The organism is Chryseobacterium elymi, assembly GCF_003385495.1.
Taxonomy (GTDB): domain Bacteria; phylum Bacteroidota; class Bacteroidia; order Flavobacteriales; family Weeksellaceae; genus Chryseobacterium; species Chryseobacterium elymi.
This window is the reverse complement of record NZ_QNUH01000022.1, coordinates 1-22530: the sequence shown is the minus strand read 5'-3', so window position 1 is coordinate 22530 and position 22530 is coordinate 1. Positions and strand designations below refer to the sequence as shown.

24 protein-coding genes are annotated in these 22530 nt (G+C 37.5%); 12 read left to right on the top strand and 12 right to left on the bottom strand.

Annotation, left to right across the window (positions count from 1 at the left end):
- From DRF60_RS18160 to DRF60_RS18110, 11 genes are all read left to right on the top strand, one after another.
- Positions 1–540 (top strand): 3-oxoacyl-ACP synthase, encoded by a 540-nt coding sequence (locus DRF60_RS18160; protein WP_116014167.1) that lies wholly within the window; start codon positions 1–3, stop codon positions 538–540.
- A gap of 86 nt (positions 541–626) precedes the next feature.
- A complete protein-coding gene (locus tag DRF60_RS18155; protein WP_111958661.1) occupies positions 627–884 on the top strand; it encodes a phosphopantetheine-binding protein in 258 nt (85 codons plus the stop codon).
- 87 nt (positions 885–971) lie between these two features.
- Entirely contained in the window at positions 972–2171 is a 1200-nt protein-coding gene (locus tag DRF60_RS18150; protein WP_116014086.1) for a beta-ketoacyl-[acyl-carrier-protein] synthase family protein, read from the top strand.
- Positions 2168–3229: a beta-ketoacyl synthase N-terminal-like domain-containing protein gene (locus tag DRF60_RS18145; protein ID WP_116014083.1), complete on the top strand. Its 1062-nt coding sequence runs from the start codon at positions 2168–2170 to the stop codon at positions 3227–3229. Before DRF60_RS18150 ends, DRF60_RS18145 begins: the two co-directional genes overlap by 4 nt.
- A 62-nt stretch (positions 3230–3291) precedes the next feature.
- Positions 3292–4032 carry a polysaccharide deacetylase family protein gene (locus DRF60_RS18140; RefSeq protein ID WP_116014080.1) on the top strand — a complete coding sequence of 247 codons (741 nt, stop codon included), beginning with the start codon at positions 3292–3294 and terminating at the stop codon, positions 4030–4032.
- A gap of 6 nt (positions 4033–4038) precedes the next feature.
- Complete coding sequence (locus DRF60_RS18135; RefSeq protein WP_116014077.1) at positions 4039–4665, top strand: LolA family protein; 627 nt, start codon at positions 4039–4041, stop codon at positions 4663–4665.
- Positions 4631–5272 (top strand): hypothetical protein, encoded by a 642-nt coding sequence (locus DRF60_RS18130; protein ID WP_116014075.1) that lies wholly within the window; start codon positions 4631–4633, stop codon positions 5270–5272. Before DRF60_RS18135 ends, DRF60_RS18130 begins: the two co-directional genes overlap by 35 nt.
- 1 nt (position 5273) lies before the next feature.
- Entirely contained in the window at positions 5274–5876 is a 603-nt protein-coding gene (locus DRF60_RS18125; protein WP_116014072.1) for a porin family protein, read from the top strand.
- Positions 5877–5880: 4 nt separating this feature from the next.
- Positions 5881–6261 (top strand): 3-hydroxyacyl-ACP dehydratase, encoded by a 381-nt coding sequence (locus DRF60_RS18120; RefSeq protein WP_116014070.1) that lies wholly within the window; start codon positions 5881–5883, stop codon positions 6259–6261.
- Positions 6258–6734 (top strand): hypothetical protein, encoded by a 477-nt coding sequence (locus DRF60_RS18115; RefSeq protein WP_116014067.1) that lies wholly within the window; start codon positions 6258–6260, stop codon positions 6732–6734. Before DRF60_RS18120 ends, DRF60_RS18115 begins: the two co-directional genes overlap by 4 nt.
- Before the next feature lie 4 nt (positions 6735–6738).
- Positions 6739–7911: a DUF2062 domain-containing protein gene (locus DRF60_RS18110; protein WP_116014065.1), complete on the top strand. Its 1173-nt coding sequence runs from the start codon at positions 6739–6741 to the stop codon at positions 7909–7911.
- 26 nt (positions 7912–7937) lie between these two features.
- Here DRF60_RS18110 and DRF60_RS18105 read toward each other — a convergent pair whose 3' ends face one another.
- The 8 genes from DRF60_RS18105 to DRF60_RS18070 form a co-directional block, all read right to left on the bottom strand.
- On the bottom strand, positions 7938–8303 hold the full coding sequence (locus DRF60_RS18105) for a DUF1648 domain-containing protein (RefSeq protein ID WP_116014062.1): 366 nt from the start codon (positions 8301–8303) through the stop codon (positions 7938–7940).
- Positions 8300–9982: a C45 family autoproteolytic acyltransferase/hydolase gene (locus tag DRF60_RS18100; RefSeq protein WP_116014059.1), complete on the bottom strand. Its 1683-nt coding sequence runs from the start codon at positions 9980–9982 to the stop codon at positions 8300–8302. Before DRF60_RS18100 ends, DRF60_RS18105 begins: the two co-directional genes overlap by 4 nt.
- Positions 9969–11504 carry a phytoene desaturase family protein gene (locus DRF60_RS18095; protein ID WP_116014056.1) on the bottom strand — a complete coding sequence of 512 codons (1536 nt, stop codon included), beginning with the start codon at positions 11502–11504 and terminating at the stop codon, positions 9969–9971. Before DRF60_RS18095 ends, DRF60_RS18100 begins: the two co-directional genes overlap by 14 nt.
- A gap of 154 nt (positions 11505–11658) precedes the next feature.
- Complete coding sequence (locus DRF60_RS18090) at positions 11659–12543, bottom strand: LpxL/LpxP family acyltransferase (protein ID WP_116014053.1); 885 nt, start codon at positions 12541–12543, stop codon at positions 11659–11661.
- A gap of 125 nt (positions 12544–12668) precedes the next feature.
- The gene (locus DRF60_RS18085; protein ID WP_034727052.1) at positions 12669–12923 is read right to left on the bottom strand and encodes an acyl carrier protein; all 255 of its coding nucleotides are present in this window, start codon (positions 12921–12923) and stop codon (positions 12669–12671) included.
- Positions 12924–12927: 4 nt separating this feature from the next.
- Positions 12928–14148, bottom strand: coding sequence for a beta-ketoacyl-[acyl-carrier-protein] synthase family protein (locus DRF60_RS18080; RefSeq protein WP_116014050.1), 1221 nt, complete (start codon positions 14146–14148; stop codon positions 12928–12930).
- A gap of 114 nt (positions 14149–14262) precedes the next feature.
- The gene (gene fabG / locus DRF60_RS18075; RefSeq protein ID WP_116014047.1) at positions 14263–14994 is read right to left on the bottom strand and encodes a 3-oxoacyl-ACP reductase FabG; all 732 of its coding nucleotides are present in this window, start codon (positions 14992–14994) and stop codon (positions 14263–14265) included.
- Between the two features lie 78 nt (positions 14995–15072).
- Positions 15073–16593, bottom strand: coding sequence for an HAL/PAL/TAL family ammonia-lyase (locus tag DRF60_RS18070; protein WP_185144601.1), 1521 nt, complete (start codon positions 16591–16593; stop codon positions 15073–15075).
- Positions 16594–16690: 97 nt separating this feature from the next.
- Here DRF60_RS18070 and DRF60_RS18065 point away from each other — a divergent pair, with 97 nt between their 5' ends.
- A complete protein-coding gene (locus tag DRF60_RS18065) occupies positions 16691–17941 on the top strand; it encodes an NAD(P)/FAD-dependent oxidoreductase (RefSeq protein WP_116014042.1) in 1251 nt (416 codons plus the stop codon).
- Between the two features lie 31 nt (positions 17942–17972).
- On the opposite strand, the gene DRF60_RS18060 is transcribed toward DRF60_RS18065, so the two are convergent.
- The 4 genes from DRF60_RS18060 to DRF60_RS21815 form a co-directional block, all read right to left on the bottom strand.
- Complete coding sequence (locus tag DRF60_RS18060; protein ID WP_116014039.1) at positions 17973–18575, bottom strand: hypothetical protein; 603 nt, start codon at positions 18573–18575, stop codon at positions 17973–17975.
- Positions 18576–18634: 59 nt separating this feature from the next.
- Positions 18635–19237, bottom strand: a complete 603-nt coding sequence (locus tag DRF60_RS18055) for a hypothetical protein (protein WP_116014036.1) — start codon at positions 19235–19237, stop codon at positions 18635–18637.
- A gap of 12 nt (positions 19238–19249) precedes the next feature.
- Entirely contained in the window at positions 19250–20542 is a 1293-nt protein-coding gene (locus tag DRF60_RS18050) for a phenylacetate--CoA ligase family protein (RefSeq protein WP_116014164.1), read from the bottom strand.
- 83 nt (positions 20543–20625) lie between these two features.
- Entirely contained in the window at positions 20626–22314 is a 1689-nt protein-coding gene (locus DRF60_RS21815) for a M23 family metallopeptidase (RefSeq protein ID WP_116014033.1), read from the bottom strand.
- Positions 22315–22530 lie beyond the last annotated feature (216 nt).

The window sequence follows — 22530 nt, the reverse complement described above, 5'->3', positions numbered from 1 at the left end:
ATGAAGAAAACTGAAAGCTGTATCATAGAACATTCAAAAATAACCGTTAACGGAAATCCTGTTTTTGAAAGCCAGAGCGAAACATTTCATGACTTTGCCAAAGATGCCTATAAAAGTTTAGAGCTCAATTATCCCAAATTTCACAAAATGGATAACCTGAGTAAGCTTGCTTTTCTCGCTGCTGAAATGATTTTAAAAGAGGAAGATCACAGCAGAACAGCATTGGTTCTTGCCAACAGGTCATCAAGTCTTGATACCGATTTTAAATACCAGGAAAGCATCAACTCGCAGGAAAATTATTTCCCAAGCCCTGCTGTATTTGTCTATACTCTTCCCAACATCTGTGTAGGAGAAATCAGTATCAAACATAAAATGCAGACAGAGAATGCCTTTTTTATCCTTGATGAATTTGATGAACAGTTTTTAAACGATTATGCTGAGCAGATCCTACTGTCCGGAAAAGCGGAAAAAGTTCTTTGTGGCTGGACAGAACTTTATCAGGAAAATTATAAAGCTTTTGTATATTTGCTAACCCTGTAAAAAATGTAACAATATAACAGTGTAGCAATGTAACAATCCTAAAATTGGTAAACTAGTATATTGATACATTGGTAAATTAAATAATTATGGAAAACTTAAAAACAGAATTGAAGCACAAAATTATTGAAGTTCTTAACCTAGAAGACGTTTCTGTAGAGGAAATCAAAGATACAGATCCGTTATTCGGAGGCGGATTGGGTCTTGATTCTATTGATGCTCTTGAGCTTATTGTTCTTTTAGATAAAGACTACGGAATAAAACTAGCCGACCCTAAAAAAGGAAAGGAAATCTTCCAGTCTATCGATACAATGGCAGCATTCATTGAAGAGAACAGAACCAAATAATGTATTCAATCTAGCAATGTATCAATCTACCAGTGTAATAATATTGGTAAACCGGTAGATTGATACATTGTTACATTATAAAATAAAATGAGTCGAAAAATTGCCATAACAGGAATGGGCATCATTTCCTCCATCGGAAACAATGTGGAGGAAAATTTTATTTCGTTGAAATCCGGAAAACACGGAATTTCAGACATTGAGATGTTTGAAACCCGCCACGCCGGGTCTATAAAAACAGGCGAAATAAAATGGTCTAATGAAGAGCTTGTACAACAGCTTCAGCTGCCTGAAGATAATAATGTAACGAGAACATCTTTATTGGGCATGATTGCCGCAAGAGAAGCTGTAGAATCTGCCGGAATTTCAGACATTAATGAATACAGAACCGGGCTCATCTCTTCCACCAGTGTGGCCGGAATGGATATCACTGAAAGGTATTTCTACTCTTACGAGGATTTTCCTGAAAAGCAAAAATACATTGATGCTCATGACGCAGGTAATTCTTCATTGGCAATTGCTGATTATCTAGGCTTAAAAGGCATGGTTTCTACGATCAGTACGGCATGCTCTTCGGCTGCCAATGCTATTATGATGGGAGCCAAACTGATTAAAAACGGAGCTTTGGACCGCGTGATCGTAGGAGGAACAGATTCCCTTTCGAAATTTACCTTGAACGGATTCAATACGCTGATGATCCTTACAGAATCCTATAATACACCTTTTGATAACGACAGAAAAGGTCTGAATCTCGGTGAAGCAGCAGCTTTTATCGTTCTTGAATCTGATGAAGTTGTAAAAAAAGAAAATAAAAAAGTATTGGCTTATCTTTCCGGTTACGGAAATGCGAATGATGCCCATCATCAGACCGCATCGTCTGAAAACGGACAAGGTGCTTTTCTGGCTATGCAGCAGGCATTTAAAGTATCCGGGCTGGCAAAAGAAGACATCGATTATATCAATGTTCACGGAACGGCTACTCCTAATAATGATCTTTCAGAAGGAATTGCCATGATCAGGATATTTGGTGAAGGACAGGTGCCGGAATTCAGTTCTACCAAAGCTTTTACAGGGCACACTCTGGCAGCGGCGGCGGGAATTGAAGCGGTATTCTCCATTTTAGCGATGCAGCACAGTGTCATTTTCCCCAATCTGAATTTCAAAACAAAAATGGCAGAATTTGATTTAACCCCGGTTACAGAATTGAAGGAAAAAGACATTAACCATGTTCTTTCCAATTCATTCGGATTCGGAGGCAACTGTTCTACTTTAATTTTCTCAAAATCATGAACGCAGTATACATCAACAGTGCATCCTGCATCTCTGTTCAGGACACTTTAAAAGATAATTTTTTCCAAGACCTTACTCCTTATCAGTCTGTTCAGATCTTAAAAGTGGTAGATCCCAACTATAAAGAATTCATTCCGCCTGCGATGATCAGGAGAATGTCTAAAACTGTAAAGATGAGCTCTGTAGCTTCAAATTACGCTTTACAGGAAGCTGGAATTGAACAACCGGACGCCATTATTGTAGGAACAGGCATGGGATGTTCGCAGGATTCTGAAAAGTTTCTGAAAAATGTGATTGATAACAATGAAGAGTTTCTAACTCCAACGTTCTTTATTCAGTCTACACATAATACCGTTGCAGGACAAATTGCGCTGGGACTTCAATGCCATGCGTACAATTTTACGTATGTCAATACTTCTTCATCTCTGGAATTTTCATTCCTGGATGCCAAACTTCAGATCAATGACGGAGAATCTGACAATGTTCTTGTAGGCGCTGCAGATGAGCAAACTAACAGAACTATGGAACTTTACTGTCTTACCAATACCATTAAAAAAGAAAAGGATCTTCCTGCTGATTATTTACATTCAAAAACGGATGGCGTGATCTGGGGCGAAGGGGCCGCCTTTTTTGTCTTAGGAAAGCATAAAACTGAAAATTCTTACGCTAAACTCAGAGATATTCAGATGATCAACAGATTGGATCTGGAAGAAGCTCCATCTTTTATAACAGGTTTTTTAGCCAAAAATGATTTGAAACATGAAGATATCGATGCTGTGATCTTAGGTTTCAGTGGCGATGCAACATCTGATGTTTACTATACAAAAGCAATGGACGCATTTCAAAATTCAGCTTTGCTGTATTACAAACATTTAAGCGGAGAATTCAATACGGCAAGCGGCTTTTCAACATTTATGGCCTGTCATATCCTTAAGAATCAACAGATTCCGGAAGTCATGATGATCAATTTGGAAAAGAAAACAAAAGTTAAGAATATTCTTCTCTATAATCATCTCGCAGGAAGCGATCACAGTCTTATGCTGCTGGAGAGAGCTTAAAAATGAAAAGGCAAATAATGAATTTGTAAATTTGTTATTGCCAAAATTCAAAATAACAGAAGATGAAGCATTACCTATTCATTCTATTTTATCTTTTCTGCAATGCATTTGTTTATGCGTTTCATGGAAGCTTTTGGGTTTATATAGCTTGTTTTCTGGTATTTTCTGCTGTTGTTGTCTGGGGATCTTTTGATATAGAGCTCGGATATTTTGTCAACAGCATTACTCATAAAAGAACGAAAACCAATGAAGTTGCTCTGACTTTTGATGACGGGCCAACCGAATTTACCCCTCAATTCTTAGATCTGCTTAAAGAATATCAGATAAAAGCAACCTTTTTCTGCATCGGAAAACAGATCGAAAAATATCCTGAAACATTTCAAAGAATTATTGCTGAAGGTCATACCGTCGGAAATCACACCCTTTCCCATTCCAACAATACAGGATTTTTATCTGTTTCAAAAATGATTGAGGAGATTGAGAAATGTGATGAGATCATGGCAAAAACCAGCACTATAAAAACTGATTTATACCGGCCTCCTTTCGGCGTTACCAATCCGAGCATTGCCAAAGCCATTAAAAGAACCCGTAAAAAAAGCATCGGCTGGAATGTCCGTTCGCTGGATACCATTATAGACGATGAAAAGAAAATTTATAAAAGAATAACCAAAGGCCTTAAAAAAGGAAGTATTATTCTGCTTCATGACACTTCCGAAAAGACTTATCGTGTGTTGGCCGATTTATTGTTATTTTTGAAAGATAAAAAATATTCGACGTTTACGGTCGATTCAATTACAAATTAAAGAAAAATGATTAAAAATATTGCTTTTGGAGCATTTTTATTAGTTTCCGGCTTCATTTCTGCACAAATGACCGCGATGTCAGGAGCAGAAGCAAAAGCATTTGTCAACAAAGTTTCGTCTGAAACCAAGGAAATCAAAACCATGCAAAGTGATTTCACCCAGACTAAAAAAATGGACTTTCTGGATAAAAACATTGTCACTTATGGCAAAATGTCTTTGAAAACCCCGAATATGCTAAGCTGGAAATACACAAAACCGTACCAGTACAGCATTATTTTTAAAGATAATAAAATTTTCATCAACGATCAGGGAAAGAAATCGTCTGTAGATGCTAAGAGTAAGACATTTGAAAAGATCAATAAACTGATCGTAGGAAGTTCAAACGGGAAAATGTTCAGCGATCCTGAATTTACTGTTTCTTACTACAAAAACGGAAACTCCAGTGTGGCGAAATTCATTCCGAAATCTTCCCAGCTGTTGAAATACATCAAACAGATCGAACTGCATTTTCCTAAAAACCAATCTACGGTTTCACAAGTCAATATGACGGAAGCTTCGGGAGACACCACCAATATTGTTTTTAAAAATACCAAGATCAATGCAGCGATTGCAGCTTCAGAATTTAGTTTATAGTCTCATTGTTTTGCTGTTTATTTCTTGTAATAGCTATAAGCTTACAGGGGCAAAACCAATTCAGAGTTCTGAAAAAACCGTTGAAAATTTATATTTTTCATCTGGTGAAGACTACGTTTATAAATGCCAGATGGATATTTATAAAAATCATGTAAGCGGAATTCTGATCATTAAAAAGCTTAATGAAACGACCCATCGTGTGGCTATGACCTCAGATTTTGGAAATAAATTAATTGATTTTGAGATCTCTGAGAATGATTTTAAACTGAATTACGTTCTTCCGGATCTGGACAAAAATATGGTTATCAGTTTTTTAAGAAACGACTTCCGGGAGTTACTGAAAAGAAAATACCCAGTGAATGAATCTTTTGAAAATGACAATTCTAAAATTTACCTGTCAAAGACTGATCATAAAGCCTATTATCTGTTCTTCAATAAAGAAAACGGACTGTTAAAAGAAATTGTGTACACAAAAAACAATAAGGAAAAAATCGATTTTACTTTTGAGGCAAAAAAACATATCTTCGCGGATAGCTTAAACCTGCAACATAAGGATTTTAAGATCAATATAAAACTATTTCAAATAACCGAAACTGAACAGAATTAGCATGAAAAAAATTCTATTTTTAATCACAGCCTTTATTTCAGCCCTGTCTTTCTCACAAGTAACTTTTACTCCGGGGATTAGAGCGGGAGCCAATTTTTCTCATTTCTCGAACAGTGAAGAGTTTAATTACTATTATCTGGAAGAATTTCCTAACGCTGCTGAGCCCTATCTGGACTATAAAACTAAAACAGATTTTTATATCGGCTTTATAGGGAATATCCGCCTCGCCAAATTTTATGCTTTGCAGCCGGAGATCAATTATTCCAGGCAGGGAGCTAAAATAAGCACGAATGTGAACAACTGGGACGGGAAAACGCTTTCTGTATCTTATCTGGGACTGCAGCTTATCAATAAATTTTATTTCAACCAGTTCAATGTACATGTTGGGCCTACTTTAGAATTTGTAGTAGATAAAAAGAATTTTGATCCTGAAAATGAGATCGATTTGGGAATTACAGCCGGCTTAGGATATGACATTACTAAAAACTTTGGTATCGAAGCCAGGGTAAAAAAAGGCTTTATACCTGTAGACAGCTATAATAGAAATCATTCTAATGTTGTTTTCCAGACAGGGCTTTATTATACATTTAATCTGAAAAAATAAGATCATGCAGACCATTCTTACAGACTTTTACACTTTAGAATCTTATGAAAAGGCAGAAAACGGAAGTTTTACTGCTTATATTCATCTGAATAAAGATCATGATATTTTTAAAGGCCATTTTCCGGGCAATCCGGTAACACCAGGGGTTTGTATGATGCAGATTGTAAAAGAGCTGGCGGAAGAATTCACCGACTCTAAGCTATTTCTGAAAACAGCTTCAAATGTAAAGTTCATGGCCATTATCAATCCTTTTGAAACCCCGGATCTAAAACTCCAGCTGGATATTACTGACAATGAAGAAGGTGTTAAAGTAAAAAATGCAACCTCTTTTGGCGAGACTATTGCATTAAAAATGTCTGTAAGCTATAAAAAAATACTTTCATGAAACTTTTCTTATCCCTCATAACCGCTTTTATTTTTTTCTTTCAAAGTGATTTAGAAGCCCTAAGAAACAGCTATGCAAAAGCTAACCAGTCTAATGCCAATACAGAAGCATTCATCAATCTTGCAGAAAAACAATCCGGTTCAGATGCTGTAATTAACGGTTATAAAGCTGCTGCACAGATCATGGAAGCCAAGATTGCCAAAAAGAACAGAAAAGCCCTCGTAAAGACCGGCGCGACAAGTCTTGAAAACATTATCAAAAATAACCCGAATAATATAGAACTTCGGGTGATCAGGTTGAGCGTTCAGGAAAATATCCCTAAAATAGTGGGGTACAGAGGCAGCATGAAAGATGACAAAGCATTTCTTATCAATAACTATAGTAAGCAGAACGCAACAATGAAAAGTTATGTGAAAAAGTTTGCGATGCAGTCCAAGTCCTTTACAGATACTGAAAGAGCTACATTAAAATAAAACAATGACCCTTCCTGAAGTACAAAATGCAATTTCTGAAAGGAAGATCTGCATTTTAATACCAACCTATAATAATGAAAAAACTCTGAAAAGGGTGATAGACGGTATCCTGCACTATACCGATAACATTATTGCAGTCAATGACGGTTCTACAGATTCTACTTCACAAATACTCGCACAATATTCCCAGATAACAGTTATCTCCCTCCCTGAAAACAAAGGAAAGGGAAACGGGCTTAAAACAGGCTTCAGGAAAGCAAAAGAACTGGGTTATCATCATGCCATCACGATTGATTCTGACGGGCAGCATTATCCTGATGATATTCCTGTATTTGTAGAAGCACTGCTTAAAGAAGATAAAGATGTACTTCTGATTGGTAACCGGAATATGGAGCAGGATGGAATTCCTAAAAAAAGCAGTTTCGGGAACAGGTTTTCTAATTTCTGGTTCTGGTTTGAGACCGGAATCAAACTTGAGGATACCCAATCCGGCTATAGATTATATCCATTGCTGAAAATTCCAAAGAAATATTTCACCCCAAAATTTGAATTTGAGATCGAAATCATTGTACGGACAGCCTGGAGGCATGTTCCTGTAAAAAATGTCCCGATCAAGGTATTGTATGACCCGGCAGAACGGGTTTCTCATTTCAGACCGTTCAAAGATTTTACACGGATCAGCATCCTGAATACTATTTTGGTAACCATAACACTGCTTTACATTATTCCGAGAAATTTCGTGAATAATTTCAAAAAAAAAAGCTTTAAAAGGTTCCTAAAGGAAGATGTTCTGGAAAGTGACGGCAGCAACCGTACAAAAGCATTTTCCATTGCTCTCGGCGTGTTTATAGGACTTTCTCCTTTCTGGGGATTTCACACACTGCTTGTCATTTCGCTGTCTGTTCTTTTCAAACTGAACAAAGTTTTAGCTTTTATAGCATCCAATGTAAGCATTCCCCCTTTCATTCCCTTTGTTATTGCTGCTTCTTTATTTTTAGGATCCCCTTTTGTACATAATGAAAGTAATATTTTAAGCAGTGAACTCAATTTTGAACTGATCAAAAATAATCTTCTCCAGTATGTAATAGGGAGTGCTATTCTGGCTACTTCTATGTCTGCTCTTTGCGGGATCGTAACATTTATTTTCCTGAATAAGCTGAATCCGGAAAATAATTAATCAGCCGGTAGTCTTTTCGTGTATAATTATTTAAAGACAACATCCGAAAATGATAACGGACACATAATCAAGGTGACAAATATGGCCAGTATGATAAGAACCAACTGGTACTGATTATAGGTTTTAGTCTTATCTTCTTCTTTCACTTCAAAAGTAAATCTGATCTTGTCCGGTTTTCTGATAGTCATCCAGATAAAGATCAAAATAACGAGGTTCAATACAATGGGTGCAAAAAGAAACAGTTTACTTCCGGACCCGTCATTCTTGCCTCCATATCCATGAATAGGGATAACATCAGGAATAGAGCTGTACTTTGTAAACAGGTAGATGGTGTAAACAATAATAATGATAAAGGGAATGCAGAACAGCAGTTTTATATGTTTGGGAATCATTTTAGCTTCTTTAGAGTTTTCTTCAGGTACTTTTCTACATTTTGTCTGTCCGGAACGGTGGTAATTTCTTTAGTCAGGGCTTTTTCAAATTCAGTTTTCGCTTTTGAAAATTCGTTAATACCCAAATAATATCTTCCAGCCTGATAATAGACCAACCAATAATCCGGGTTCATAGATTGATAATAAGGAATAAAATCATCACTTAATGCCATCTTTTTGTTGTCTATAGCATAGCTCACTTCTGACCCTAACATCTTAGATATTTCATAATTGTTGAATTCTTCTGAATCTGCAAAAGGATCTCTGGCGATATTCAGTGCTGTTTTTGCCTTTAAACTTTCTTCCAAATTTTTTCCGGAAAAGATCTCATTCAGATCATAACAGACAAATTCTCCCAGCTGATAAGGGTTTGAAGAAACCCACACCAGTCTTTTTTCAGGTGAAAAAATGACCGCATGGTGAGCCAGAAGCTGATTGATCGCTTTTTCATTCCCGTAGCCAATCTTTTGGTCCTTTAAACCAGATTTATCCCTTAAAATGGCGGCCATTTTTTCAGGATTAAGCTTTTTCTTTTCCTGGAGAAGCTCCTGAAGCTTTTCATACCGGTACTCGGAGTGGCTTTCTATAATATGCTTCTGATTTCTTTTGTCATCTTTATAGGCTTCGGACTGGAAGTGGTTGGTACAAAGCACTCTGCTTGTATTTTCCACCTTGTAAACCCCGAAATTATCAGGAGAAACCTCAATGATCACAGCATTTTTATCATGAGCACTTCCAACCAGAATGGATTCGGAAACAAAAACCTTTCTTTTTTTGGCAATAGCAATGGCCTCATCAATATTTTTCGCATACTGCAGAATTTCCCGTGTCACAAGAGAGATTGGGGTCTTAGCGGTGAGTGGGATTTTAGATTTTCCTGCGTTAATTGTCACTGTTATCCCTTCTTTATTCATCCCGGAAACTACACCTATCATTCCCGGCCAACTTACGGACATGTATGGAATTCCGGCTTCCGGTTCTACAAATTCAATCAGCTTATTTTTAGCAAACTCATCTCCTACATAAAAATCGAAGTTTCTTCCGATGAGCAGCTGCCCATCTTCTGTATTTTCATTCCAGACGGCCAGGGAAGTACATCCTACCATAGCCAGATCCTGCATGGCATGCCCGATATCGTGAGCGCCATGAAGATAGAGGTTCCGAAGATATTTTGGAGCAATAAAATTGTATTTATCTGAAGAATACTGTGATAAACCGTACAATTCTGCCTGATAGTCTTCCCTTACATTCAGATACATTTTCCTGTTGTACCATTTTAGAAATCCCCTAAGGAGTTTTTGTTTAAATTTTGATGGAACAAAACCTTCCACTTTAGAGAAGAAAATTTCTTCCTGCTGCTGCATCAGGCTTTGGGTTAAAGCTCCGTTATTATATCCGAGCTGCAATGGATTTCCTTTAATATAAAGCTCCCAAAGCTGCTGTTTATTTTTGGTTAAATAATTCCGGTTGAAGCTGAACGTAGAATCATTGACCTTATTGATCTTTGGTGTTTCCAGTGTATAGCTGCTGACCTCCGGGATATGATGAACCGATTTTGAGATTCCACAGGAAATAAGCGAAAGGATAAGGATCAATTGAATTCCCCGGAATGCCATAGTGAATCTGTTATTTTTTTTCATGGGTATTCATCATTTGTTTCAGGCGTTCATCTACAATTTCTTTTCCGAGAATTTCTGCACAGGTGTTGAATGCCCCGATCGTTACTCCCAGAATTCCATGCATGTTGACAGACTGTCCTGTCAGGAATAGATTATCGGTCTTGGTACGGGGCGAGACCATCGTTTTAAGCGGATTATCCGAACTTTTCATGTATCCGTACATATTTCCTTCAAAGCTGCCGATATAGTCCCTGTAAGACAATGGGGATGAAGTATAGATGCTTTTGATAGAATGCCTTAGGTTCGGAATTTTCTTTTCTAATGCAGAAATCATTTTTTCTGCTTTTTCCAGCTTGAAATGCTCGTACTTTAATCCTCTATCGTGTTCTTCGGCAACTGTATTTACTGTTTTTTCCCAATCTTTAATCTCCTCAAAATCCATATAGGAGATCGCAGTAAGACTTTCTGCATAATCGGGACGATGTTTTGAGGGTGTGGAGGAAAGCATATAGGTTTCTGGCCAGCTGTCTTTGCTGTAACGGAATGCATTCCAGACCATTTCTTCGGATGAATAATGGTAAATATTATAATTAAAATTTGGCAGTGACTGTGGTTTTAAAACCAGATAAACACTGAAACATGATGAAACAGGCTCCCAGCTCATTACCCGGTTCAGGAAAGATTTCCTCAGTTTTTCTTCTCCAATCAGCTTGATGAAGGAACGGATTTCTATGTTTGAAATAAATTTCTTCGCTGCATATTCTTTTCCAGATTTTGTTGTAACGGAAGACAGCACTCCGGCTTCATCGAAAATAAATCCGGAAACCTCGGAATGTTTGTGCACTTCTGCACCGTATTGGCGCAGTTTTTTGATCAGGAGTTTGGTGATCTGGCTTCCTCCTTTAACACATTTGTAAGCACTCTGGATATAGGAGTTTACAGTCAGTGCATGAACATAGAATGGTATATTTTCCGAGTCTCCGCCATATAAAAAATTGGAACCTAGCAATACAGCCTGCAGTTTTTTATCCTGGGTCACAGATTCTATGAATCTTTTGGTGTTGAGGTGAAGGATCTCTTCGTTATAGCTGTCCTTCCCTATTACCTGATACCTCGGAAACTGTGCACAGACATATTGGATCTCTTCACAATAACTTTCTAAATTTTGCTTTTCGTTGGGAAAATAGGTTGTAAGCTGTTCAATAAAATTCTCATAACCCTGTGCATGAGGATATTCGATATTTTCATCACCAAAAGAGATCTTATCGTAGCCGTCTTCATTCATTTGATGAAGTTCCAGATCATCAATAATCTCAAGATAGGAAAAGAATTGATGGAGGTTCTGCCCTTTTGAAAGGCCTCCCAGATAATGAACTCCAGTATCGAAGATGAGCTTTTCCCTTGAAAAAGTCTGCAGATTTCCTCCATACTGTTTATTTTTTTCCAGAACACAGACCTTCAGACCTTCTTTCGCCAAAATTAAAGCCGAAACAAGACCTCCCAATCCGCTGCCGATCACAAGTATGTCGTATTCTTTATTCAAAAGGAGAAAAGCTGTGTTTTTATTTCAAAAATTAAGAAATCCAGAGATTACAAAGCAATACCTGAACCTGAATAAAAGGTTCACCTATCCAATTTCTGAATTTATTTAACGATTTGAGTTTATTAATTAGTTTTCAGGGATAAAATTAGAAAAATTAATCAATATCATCCCAAAAATCGAAATAATTGAACCATTGAAGGGGATATTTTCTGATCATGGTTTCAAGATTCTGAACATAAGAATTGAGAAGCCCCTGAGAATCACGGTTTTTGATGTTTTTTGCCACCCTTGCGTATAGGTGGTAATGAAGATTTTTTTCTTTCATCACATATACATAAACCACGGGAACACCGAGACGTGAAGCAATAAGGAACGGACCGGCCGGAAATTTTGCACTTTTCCCCAGCAGATCGGCTTCGAGGTATTTCGAACCTTCGAAATAACGGTCTCCTGTAAAACAGATCAGCTCATTATTTGACAAAGCCTGATTGATCTCAAAAATATGCGACATATCGTCTTTGACATAGATAAACTTGATATTACTCTGTTTTACGGCAACGCTTTCCAGGTATTCTTTAATAACCGTTACTTCCTGGTCTGTAGTTACGAGATTGATCTGACAATCGAAATCAATGTCCGCAAAGAAGTGTTCTGCTATTTCAAAGTTCCCGATGTGGGCACTGATCAAAACCCCACCTCTTTTTTCTTCCAGGAGGCTTCTAAGGTGTTCTATTCCATCGAATTCATAAGTGTATTTCTCCCTTAAACCGGCCGAAATTGCCGTTTTATCAATCAGTACTTTTCCGAAGGTAAAATAGCTTTTAAATACGGAAGCTTTTGATTTCCAATATCCGTAATCCAGTCTCTTCTGAAAATAGTAAAAAATGTAACGGTTGCTCTTTTTCAGAAATAAAAAGTAATAGGAAGCTACCAAATAGAGCACAGCATATGAACTCCGGATTCCGATATTTCTAATACACCATACGAATATTTTATATCCTAATAGGGTTCCTTTAGATTTACCTTTCCACTTGTTCATAAGTCTAATTTATCAATATAACAGTGTACCAATGTAACAATACTGATTACTGCATTTATTCACCATTGGTACACTGTTACATTATTACATTGGTATATTGTTAAAGAATAAATTTCAATCGATAGTTATGCGTTTTTTTCAGCGATTTTTTGTTCAATAGTAGTATAGAAATCATCAAACGTAACCATTTTTTTGAAATCTGCCTCTCCTAATTTTACGCCAAAATTAGATTCGATAACGACGACCATATCGATATAGTCCAGACTGTCAAGTCCAAGCGTCTTTTTCAGGTTAGCATCATTGCTGATCTCATCACCATCCACTTCGAATTCGTTCACTAAGAAATCATTAACGATGTCAACAATTTTTTCCCTTTCCATGTTTTTAATCAAATTTTTTAACTATTAATGCGGAGTTGGTTCCCCCAAATCCGAAAGAATTTGACAAAAATACGTCAATTTTTTGATTTTTCGTTTTTGAGACCAGATTTATCTTTTTTGCCTCATCATCAGGGTTTTCCAGATTAATGTTCGGTGCAACGAAATCGTTCTGCATCATCAGGATTGAGTAAACGACTTCACTTGCTCCTGCCATCCAGCATTCATGACCGGTCATAGATTTGGTAGAACTTACAGGAACTTCACTTCCGAAGATCTCGTGGATCGCTTTGGCTTCATTGGCATCACCAATGGGTGTGGAAGTCGCATGAGCATTAATGTAGTCAATATCTTCTGCTTTTAGTCCAGACTGCTTCAAAGCTCTGTCCATCGCTAAGGCAGGGCCGTCTACATTAGGCGTTGAGATATGTCCTCCGTTTGACGAGAAACCATAGCCCACAATCTCAGCAAGGATGGTTGCCCCTCTTCTCTGTGCAGATTCTAAACTTTCCACAATAAGGCTAGCCGCTCCCCCGCTTGGGATAAGCCCGTCTCTTCCGGTATCAAAAGGTCTTGATGCTTTTGTAGGTTCGTCTTCCCTCACAGAGAAAACACCGAGTCCGTCAAAGCTCGCCATTGAATATTTGTTGGTTTCCTGGGCTCCTCCACAGATGATCATATCCTGAAAACCGTTCCTGATCATCATATAAGCAAGTCCTAATGAATGTGAACCGCTAGCACACGCTGCACTGATGGTAAGATTAATTCCTTTCAGCTTAAAGATGGTTGAAAGGTTCATCGTTACGGTAGAATTCATTGATTTGAAGATCGCTCCCGATCCCATCAATGTGGTATCTTTCTTTTCTCTGGCAATGTCGATAGATTCTACTACTGCCTGAGAAACACTGTCGTTTCCGTATAGAATACCTACTTCATGGCTGTCCAGGAAGTCCTGGTCTATACCTGCCTGCCTCAATGCATCACTGGTTGCAAGGTATGCATATTCGCTTTCTTCGCCCATGCTTACACGCTGGCGTCTGTTGAGTAGATTTTTAAGATCTGGCTTTGGTACTACACCTGTAAGACCTGACCTGAATCCGAATTCTTTTCTTTCCTGCACTAAAGCAATACCGGATTTTCCTTGATATAGGGATTCTCTGACTTCTTCCAAAGAGGTCCCGATGCAAGAATAAATTCCCATTCCGGTAATTACAACCCTATTTTCCATGTCTTTATATTTAAATGTAACAACGTATCAGTATAGCAATGTAACAATCTAATTGAGATCACATCAATATTGTTACACTGGTACATTGCTATATTGTTACATTATTTTTTATTGTTAAGAGTAAATTCCTCCGTTGATATTCACAATTTCTCCAGTAATGTATGACGCTTTCCTTGATGCTAAAAACGCGACTAAGTCTGCTACTTCTTCCGCTTCTCCAAACCTGTTGGCCGGGATCATCGCTTTAAGCTCGTCTTCGTTAAAGTCCTGGGTCATATCTGTTCTTATGAATCCCGGAGCTACTGCATTTACCGTAATATTTCGTTTCGCTACTTCCTGAGCTAAAGCTTTTGTAGCACCAACCAGGGCTCCTTTTGCCGCAGAATAATTGGTTTGTCCAGCAGTTCCTTTTACTCCGGAAACAGAAACCATATTGATGATTCTTCCGTATTTATTACGAAGAAGTTTCTGAATAAAGAAATTAGTTACATTAAAAAAGCCGTTCAGACTTGTGTTTATGACACTGTTCCAGTCTTCACTCTGCATCCACATGAACAAACCGTCTCTTGTAATACCGGCGTTGTTTACGATCACCTCAACAATGGCATCAGGGTTTCTGTCCTGCCATTCGGTCAAAACATTCAGGCTTTCTTCGGCATTGGCTACATCAAATTTAAGGATCTCTCCTGTAGCGCCCAGTTCCTGTACTTTAGCCAAAGTTTCTTTAGCCGCTGCCTCGTTTGAAGCGTAGTTGATGAGTATATGATAGTTTTTTTCTTCTGCCAGTTTTATACAGACCGCTCTTCCAATTCCCCTGGAGCCGCCTGTGACAATTGCACATTTCATGTGTTAGTGTTTATTTAGTTTTAGTTTTTTTCCGTTAATTTAATCCTCAGGTGTATAACAATTCATTATCACTGATAATTACACTGCCTTTAAATATTTTTTCACTTCCTCCAGGTAAGGATACATCACCATATCATCAAAGAATGCAGGAATAATCTTTCTTATCTCGTCATACAGTTCTTTGGTAGAAGACGAAACTTTATCCTGAAATCCAAGATATTCAACAGCCTGGATGATTGTAATTGCTTCAATAGCCAGCACTTCAAATGCATTCTCGATTACTTTTCTGCAGATCACTGCTGCATTGGTCCCCATGCTTACAATATCCTGATTATCATTATTATTAGGTATACTGTGTACATACATGGAATTTGAAAGCATCTGACTTTCTGCCGTCGTAGATGTTGCCGTAAACTGAACGCCCTGCATCCCGAAATTGAAGCCTAATTTACCTAAATTTACAAAAGGAGGCAATATTTCGTTGATCTTTGAATTTAAAAGGTAGTTCAACTGTCTTTCTGCAAGCATCGTAAGTTTGGTAACAACAATTTTCAGTTTATCCATTTCCAATGAAATATAGTCTCCGTGGAAATTTCCGCCGTGGTATACGTGCCTGTCTTTTACATTGATGATCGGGTTGTCATTCGCTGAATTGATTTCATTTTCAAGAACGTTCTCAGTATATTCCAAGGTATCCAAAACCGGACCTAAGATTTGTGGAACACATCTTAATGAATAATATTCCTGAACTTTTTCTTTAAATACTTTTTCCTGCTCTTCAAAGTGAGTATAAAGATGGTCCTCCCTCTTTCTGATCAGTTTGCTGTCTGCCAGATGGGCACGCATTTTCTCTGCTACTTTCTGCTGACCGTGATGTTTTTTTGTCCCGTTCAAAGCTTCTGATAAATGATCATCATAAGCCTGAACAATCTCATTAATCGCACAGGAAAGTCTGATTGAAATATCCGTTAACTGACTGGCTTTATAGGCATTAACTATTCCTATTCCGGACATCACAGAAGTTCCGTTCATCAAGGCAAGTCCTTCACGGATCTCTACTTTGATAGGCTCTAAGCCTTCTGCTTCAAAAACTTCTTTTGTTGCTTTTCTTTCTCCTTTGTAAAAAACTTCACCTTCCCCGATCAGGACCAAAGCAAGGTGGGCAAGCTGAACCAAATCACCACTTGCACCTACTCCTCCGTGTTCAAAAATAAGCGGTGTAATATCTCTGTTGATCAGCTCTTTAAGCAAATGAATAACAGACTGGTGTACCCCTGAATTTCCAAGAGAAAGTGTATTAAGTCTTGCCAGCATACAGGCTTTTACTTCCTGGGCGGGTAGTGGATTTCCGATTCCTGAAGAGTGGCTTCGGATCAAATTATACTGAAGCTGATGCGTATCTTCATCACTGATTTTGAACTGAGCCATCGGCCCGAAACCGGTATTGACACCATATATTACTTTATTTTTCGAAAATTCCTTTAAAAACTGAAAACTTTCTTCCACTCTGTCCAAAAGTGATTCATTCAGTTCGATTTTTTCGTTTTCAATGATAATTTTTTGAAAATCCTTCAGTTCTAAAAAGTTATTTATTTTCATCAATTAAAAGTAATAGTTGCTAATTTTGTAAAATATTAATTAATTGTCACTAATTTTGCGGCAAAGATAGAAGTTATTATTAAAATAAAAAATCAAGATGAGCAAAGAATTTGTTGATGTTCTTGTAATCGGCGCTGGGCCTTCCGGATGTGTATCTTCTTCATATCTAAAGAAGAACAATGTCAACGTAAAGGTTGTGGAGAAAACAAAATTCCCCAGGCTGGTTGTTGGTGAAAGCTTAATTCCCAGGGTAATGGATCATTTTGATGAGGCAGGACTTTTTCCGGCTTTGGATAAAATGGGCTTTGAAAAAAAGCTGGGAGCGCGTTTTTTACGGGGCGATGAAGTCTGCATTTTTGATTTTAGTGATAAGTTCGGAGAAGGCTGGGACTGGACCTGGCAGGTTCCGAGAGCTGATTTTGACAATACTCTTGCCCAGGAAGTGATTAATAAAGGTATTGATCTGGAATTTGAAACAGAAGTTATTGATATTCAGTTCAACGGCACAGATTCTATAACCACCGTAAGAAACAAAGACGGTAAAACTAAAGAAATCCATTCTAAATTTGTGATCGATTCAAGCGGCTACGGAAGAGTACTGCCTAGGCTCCTTGATCTTGAAAAGCCCTCAAAGCTTTCTCCGCATTCTGCTATTTTCTCTCATGTAGAAGATATTAACAGAGAAGAAGGTGAGGAAGGTACTTTAATTTCTTTTGACATCATTGAAACTGAAGTCTGGCTTTGGGTAATTCCTTTTTCCAACGGAAACACGAGTGTGGGCATTGTAGGACCTACAGAATATATTGAAAAACTATCTGAAAATGGGGATGCAACGGAAGCATTAAGGAAAGCGATTTCCCTTTCTGATTATTATGTAAAACGTTTTGGCAATGTAGATTTTATTTTTGAGCCAAGACACCTGAAAGATTATTCCTGCTCGGTAAAGCAGCTGTTTGGTGACGGCTATGCCCTGACAGGAAATGCTTCTGAGTTCCTTGATCCTGTTTTTTCATCGGGAATGGCGTTTGCCACAGAATCGGGAATGCTAGCCGCAAAATTGGCTCTACGACAGCTTAACGGTGAGAAAATCGACTGGCAAAAAGAATACAGTGATTATATTCTTTATGGCGTAGACGTTTTTACAACATATGTAAAGGAATGGTATACCGGAAATCTGCAGGAGTTATTTTTCCACAGGCCTGAAAATGAAGATGTGAAAAGGAAAATATGTGCAGTCTTAGCAGGCTATGTCTGGAATAAAGACAATCCTTTTGTAAAAAAGCATGATACGGTTATTAAAAATCTTGCCAACCTCATCAAAACAGAGAAACAGCAGGAACAACCATAAAAAATCGGTCTGAAAATTTTCAGACCGATTTTTATTTCAAATCTCTTTCGATTCTCTGGGCAAGAGTTTTACCTGTTTTAGCAAAACCTTCTCCAACTCTGGTTTCGTTATTGAAATTACTTCCCCACTGATCTCCCGGAGCGTCTGTACTTTCTATATCACACAATACCTTTTTAGAATCTGTTTCAACAAAAGTAAGCTGCATAGTTACTTTTGCAGGCTGCTTCATGATCCCGGCATCCCAACCCGGATAAACCCATTTTACTTTAATGATCAATGTATATGGACTTTGAGCATTTTCTTTAAGCTTTGTATTGATATTTTCTTTTGATAAAATCTTATTGAATGTCGTGATGAATTTCGGATTCCATAACTCTTCTTTACTACGTTCCCACTGCTTTTTCCATATATCACCGCTTCCTTCAGTTTTTTTGTTCAGTTCTTCAATTCTTCTTGGAACATATTCTGCTTCTGTATACTTTTCTTTCAGCAATTTCATATCGGAATAATCAAAAACAACATTTACAATTTCAGTTCCTTTTAAGAATTTTGCATCTCCACTTTGGATTTTAAATTTCTGAGCTATTGCAACTGTAGAAATTGCAAAAAACAATAGAAATAATAGTTTTTTCATAGTTATAATTTTTCTAAAAAATTGAAGTTTCAAATATATTATAAAAAAGCAATCAATTATTACTTTTTTTCTTTGTAGTGGTTTGCTTTCAGAGCCAACATTTTAGAAGTTTTTGCATAGCATTCTGCGATCCGGTCATTATGATTTGGAATTCCTATCACATTATCACCTGTTGCTCCAACTCCTTCAACAACCAGTAAAACATGATCGGGATTATTTGTTTCTATAAAGGTCATTCTGGAATCCAATTTTGCAGGCTCGTTGACAACCCCGGCAAACCATCCCTGGGAAATCCATGTAGGCTCTACAATAAGGGTATATTTCGTCTCCTCAATGTTTGTGGCAGCCTTAATGTCGATATTTTTATTCCATGAAGCCAAAAATTTATCCGGAAAACTTTTTTCTTTTGAATATTCCCAGTCTTTTCTCCATTTTTCAGATTCTTCTTTACCGCTGGTCTGCTCAATATCCTCCATCCTATCTTTGATATATTGATCCTCACTGATCTTCTTTTTCGCAAAAGTAACGCCATCAAATTTGAAAATTACTTTGATGAATTTCTGATCTTTCAGGAACTTGTAATCTCCGGAAACAACTCTTACCCTTTGAGCCATAACACCGGCAGAAAGAGCAATTAACAAAAGAAATAATATTTTTTTCATCCTCTGGTCTTATTATCTTAAATCTATAAATGTAATTGGTTTTCTGCTGTTCGGATTAAAAACAGTTTTGGACAGAATATCAAAATCTACGATTTCAATTTTAGGACTTACCCTCAGTTTTGCCCTGAAATGATCACGAACTTCATTAACGAAGGTTTCATGGTCCTGATCTGTACTTAGCTTGATGATAATTTCATCCAACCCGATTTCATTAGACTGAATAACAATCTGATAGCATAATATAGTATTAAAATCATTTAAAATATCATTCATTGCAGGTGGATACAGTGTTGTTCCTTTATACTTGATCATCTGCTGTTTTCTTCCCACAACGGGACCGAGCCTCATGGTATTTCTTCCGCAGCCACAGGGCTCGTAATGCGCTTTTACGATATCTCCTGTTTTAAAACGCAGCAAAGGAACAGCCTCAACACCTAAAGTGGTGATCGTTAGCTCACCGTTCTCTCCTTCCTGCACTGGATTTCCGTTATCATCAAGAATTTCCGTGATAATCAATTCCGGGTGATGATGACCTCCGATCTGGAACTCGCATTCCGTGAAGGCTGTACTCATTTCTGTGGAAGCGTAGGTTGAGAATAACTTAATATCCCATTTTTCTTTAATCTTATGTGAAAGAATATTGTCTGTAAAATCCTGATTTTTGATGCTCTCACCGATACAAACTGCTCCGTAGATACTGGAATTTTTATAGTCCAGTCCATGTTTTTCTGCATAATCAATCATCTTTAAAAGGAAAGACGGAACTGTGATGAGGTATTTAGGCTTATATCTGAAAATAGAATCCCACTGCAACTCCGGAATACCGGGACCCATTCTTACCACGCTGGCACCCATTTTTCTTAACCCTAAAAAATAAGCCAGCCCCGCCATAAATCTCTTGTCGATTGTGGTGATCATCTGCACTACATCTCCTTTCTGAATTCCGGCACAGGCAAAAGAAATGGCTTCGTTATAAGCAAGCCTCTCCAGATCGCTGTCTGACAGTCCGAAAGTTACCGGGTCGCCTAGGGTTCCTGAAGTTGTACTGTAATCAACAATTTTATCCGGTGGAATACAGAAAAAATCATGATTATGTTCCTGCAGATCATTCTTTGTGGTGGTAGGTATTTTTTGCAGGTCATCCAATGTTTGGATATCCGAGATATTGATACTGTTCTCTTTAAACAGTTTCTGATAGAAAGGTGAATGGGCTTGAAGATATGTTAAAAGTTCCTGAAGCTTATACTCCTGAAACTTTTTGATGTCGTGAAGATTTGATCTTTCGATGTCCGGATAGAATTCCAATGATTTAATTTTAAGGAACAAATTTATTTAATTAAATTAAAAGATTGAATGATTAAAAATTAAAAAAATGGGGCCGCAATAATTTACCTTTGAAAAGTAAAAATTTGTGTATTGATGTTTCCGGCTGTATTGGTTGTGGTTACTTTTAGAGTGTGTGAACCTGAGCCCTTAGGACATTTTTCATCAAAAACATAGATAAAGTCATCTTTTACCCGGGCAAAGCGGAGCCAGTTCCCATCCAGTTCCGCACGGAATGATATAATGTCACCAATTTTAGTTCTTCCATTCAATCGTAAAGTACTGTTTTTTATAAGCGCTCCGTCCTGCCAACCTGGAGAGACAGATGGTAAACTTTGATCTAACAAGAGTATTGCCTTGCCCAGTCTATTAAACCTGGCTTCTACTTTATCACCTCTCCACTTTCCTTTGACAACGTCCGTATCACTTCCATAATCGAACAAAACAACTGTTCTTTCTTTTTCTTTATCCAATAATTTTCTGTTGGGCTTTATTTTCAAAGTATAACCATCATGAACCGGAATGTATGAATTATGTAGAATAACAGTGTTGGAAATAGCATCTGTATTGGAGCTTGGCTTTTCATCCATGTTAAAATTCACAGCATCATACAATGCATTTTTACTGAGATTGATTTCGGCATTTTCCGTACTTACTGTTTTTGCTTCATCCGGTTTCACCAATTTATCCGAAGGAGTAACCTGTTGCGAATTTCTCGCATAACGAACTTTTGTGATCAGCTTACTTGTATTTCCGCTGACGTCCTTTAAAACAATTTCAATATTGTGAACACTGTCGTCCTCAAAGTGAATAATTCCTGTTTTACCGGATGAATTGTAATTTTTCAGTTTCATTCCCCGTAATTCAGATAAATGCTGAATGCTCATTTTATCTTTTGTAAACTTGGGATAATCTATACAGCCATTTAGATATCGGGTATCGTCGTAGCTCACCTGATCAATGGAAAAACTATAAATCAGACGATCATCCATTAATAATTCTGCATGATAAATCCCAAGATTAAATCCCTGATTGGCTTTATCCACCGCTTTAACAGCAAAGCTTATTTCCGGTGAGCTTACCTGAATGACATCGGTTGTATAATTATTTCCATTCTTTTTCACCGTAATTCCGTTCGCGCCGGGCTCATAAGTACTGAACCTCCTGTCATACCAATAAAGTCCACTAATAATAGGTGAAATACCATCCGGAATCTTAAAGCCAAAAAGCAAAGGATTGATGCATTCTTCCGTTTTTGTATCTCTTATCTCAAAATGTAAATGTGGCCCGGCTGAGCCTCCGGTATTTCCACTCAAAGCAATGAGCTGCCCTTTGGATACAGGAAACTGTTCGGGAGAAAAAGTGATATCCTGTTCCCATTTTTCGTCTTTATATTGTCTTTCTTTTACATATTCGTCCAGTTTATCGAAGTATTTATTTAAATGGGCATATACTGTGGTATAACCATTCGGATGGGTGATATAAACAGCATTTCCGAAGCCGTACCGTTCCACTTTTATCCTGCTTATATAACCATCTGCAGCTGCAACAACGGATAGATTTTCTTGGCTATTGGTTCGCAAATCCAAACCCATATGAAAATGATTGGAGCGCACCACTCCAAAGTTGGCAGCCAGCTGCATGGGAATATTCAGAGGGTTCCTGAAATAATTTTGCGGATAATTAGTCTGAGCACCTATTGTTATTATATTGATGAAACAGATGACGAATAGAATTTTACATAAGTTTTTCATACAGCATTGGGTTTGAGGTTATTTAAAATTAAGAAATTTTACATAATGATGAGTAAGATTTTTAATTAGTTTTGGCTTTAGCCAAAAGATGAGCTATACTTTTTAAGCGGGCTAAAGCCCAATGTCATTAAGTTAATGATTTAACATTTTGACTTACAGTTATTTACTCTTGTTTTTAAGACTTATTTTTCGTATATTTAACAGTGAATCAATCAG

What these genes read in the sequence shown, in the direction of transcription:
- DRF60_RS18140 (WP_116014080.1), top strand. Translation starts at nt 3,292, where the DNA reads ATGAAGCATTACCTATTCATTCTATTTTATCTTTTCTGCAATGCATTT.
- DRF60_RS18110 (WP_116014065.1), top strand. Translation starts at nt 6,739, where the DNA reads ATGACCCTTCCTGAAGTACAAAATGCAATTTCTGAAAGGAAGATCTGC.
- DRF60_RS18100 (WP_116014059.1), bottom strand. Translation starts at nt 9,982, where the DNA reads ATGAAAAAAAATAACAGATTCACTATGGCATTCCGGGGAATTCAATTG.
- DRF60_RS18160 (WP_116014167.1), top strand. Translation starts at nt 1, where the DNA reads ATGAAGAAAACTGAAAGCTGTATCATAGAACATTCAAAAATAACCGTT.
- DRF60_RS18125 (WP_116014072.1), top strand. Translation starts at nt 5,274, where the DNA reads ATGAAAAAAATTCTATTTTTAATCACAGCCTTTATTTCAGCCCTGTCT.
- DRF60_RS18055 (WP_116014036.1), bottom strand. Translation starts at nt 19,237, where the DNA reads ATGAAAAAAATATTATTTCTTTTGTTAATTGCTCTTTCTGCCGGTGTT.
- DRF60_RS18150 (WP_116014086.1), top strand. Translation starts at nt 972, where the DNA reads ATGAGTCGAAAAATTGCCATAACAGGAATGGGCATCATTTCCTCCATC.
- DRF60_RS18155 (WP_111958661.1), top strand. Translation starts at nt 627, where the DNA reads ATGGAAAACTTAAAAACAGAATTGAAGCACAAAATTATTGAAGTTCTT.
- DRF60_RS18080 (WP_116014050.1), bottom strand. Translation starts at nt 14,148, where the DNA reads ATGGAAAATAGGGTTGTAATTACCGGAATGGGAATTTATTCTTGCATC.
- fabG (WP_116014047.1), bottom strand. Translation starts at nt 14,994, where the DNA reads ATGAAATGTGCAATTGTCACAGGCGGCTCCAGGGGAATTGGAAGAGCG.
- DRF60_RS18060 (WP_116014039.1), bottom strand. Translation starts at nt 18,575, where the DNA reads ATGAAAAAACTATTATTTCTATTGTTTTTTGCAATTTCTACAGTTGCA.
- DRF60_RS18105 (WP_116014062.1), bottom strand. Translation starts at nt 8,303, where the DNA reads ATGATTCCCAAACATATAAAACTGCTGTTCTGCATTCCCTTTATCATT.
- DRF60_RS18090 (WP_116014053.1), bottom strand. Translation starts at nt 12,543, where the DNA reads ATGAACAAGTGGAAAGGTAAATCTAAAGGAACCCTATTAGGATATAAA.
- DRF60_RS18120 (WP_116014070.1), top strand. Translation starts at nt 5,881, where the DNA reads ATGCAGACCATTCTTACAGACTTTTACACTTTAGAATCTTATGAAAAG.
- DRF60_RS18070 (WP_185144601.1), bottom strand. Translation starts at nt 16,593, where the DNA reads ATGAAAATAAATAACTTTTTAGAACTGAAGGATTTTCAAAAAATTATC.
- DRF60_RS18130 (WP_116014075.1), top strand. Translation starts at nt 4,631, where the DNA reads ATGCAGCGATTGCAGCTTCAGAATTTAGTTTATAGTCTCATTGTTTTG.
- DRF60_RS18145 (WP_116014083.1), top strand. Translation starts at nt 2,168, where the DNA reads ATGAACGCAGTATACATCAACAGTGCATCCTGCATCTCTGTTCAGGAC.
- DRF60_RS21815 (WP_116014033.1), bottom strand. Translation starts at nt 22,314, where the DNA reads ATGAAAAACTTATGTAAAATTCTATTCGTCATCTGTTTCATCAATATA.
- DRF60_RS18085 (WP_034727052.1), bottom strand. Translation starts at nt 12,923, where the DNA reads ATGGAAAGGGAAAAAATTGTTGACATCGTTAATGATTTCTTAGTGAAC.
- DRF60_RS18115 (WP_116014067.1), top strand. Translation starts at nt 6,258, where the DNA reads ATGAAACTTTTCTTATCCCTCATAACCGCTTTTATTTTTTTCTTTCAA.
- DRF60_RS18065 (WP_116014042.1), top strand. Translation starts at nt 16,691, where the DNA reads ATGAGCAAAGAATTTGTTGATGTTCTTGTAATCGGCGCTGGGCCTTCC.
- DRF60_RS18135 (WP_116014077.1), top strand. Translation starts at nt 4,039, where the DNA reads ATGATTAAAAATATTGCTTTTGGAGCATTTTTATTAGTTTCCGGCTTC.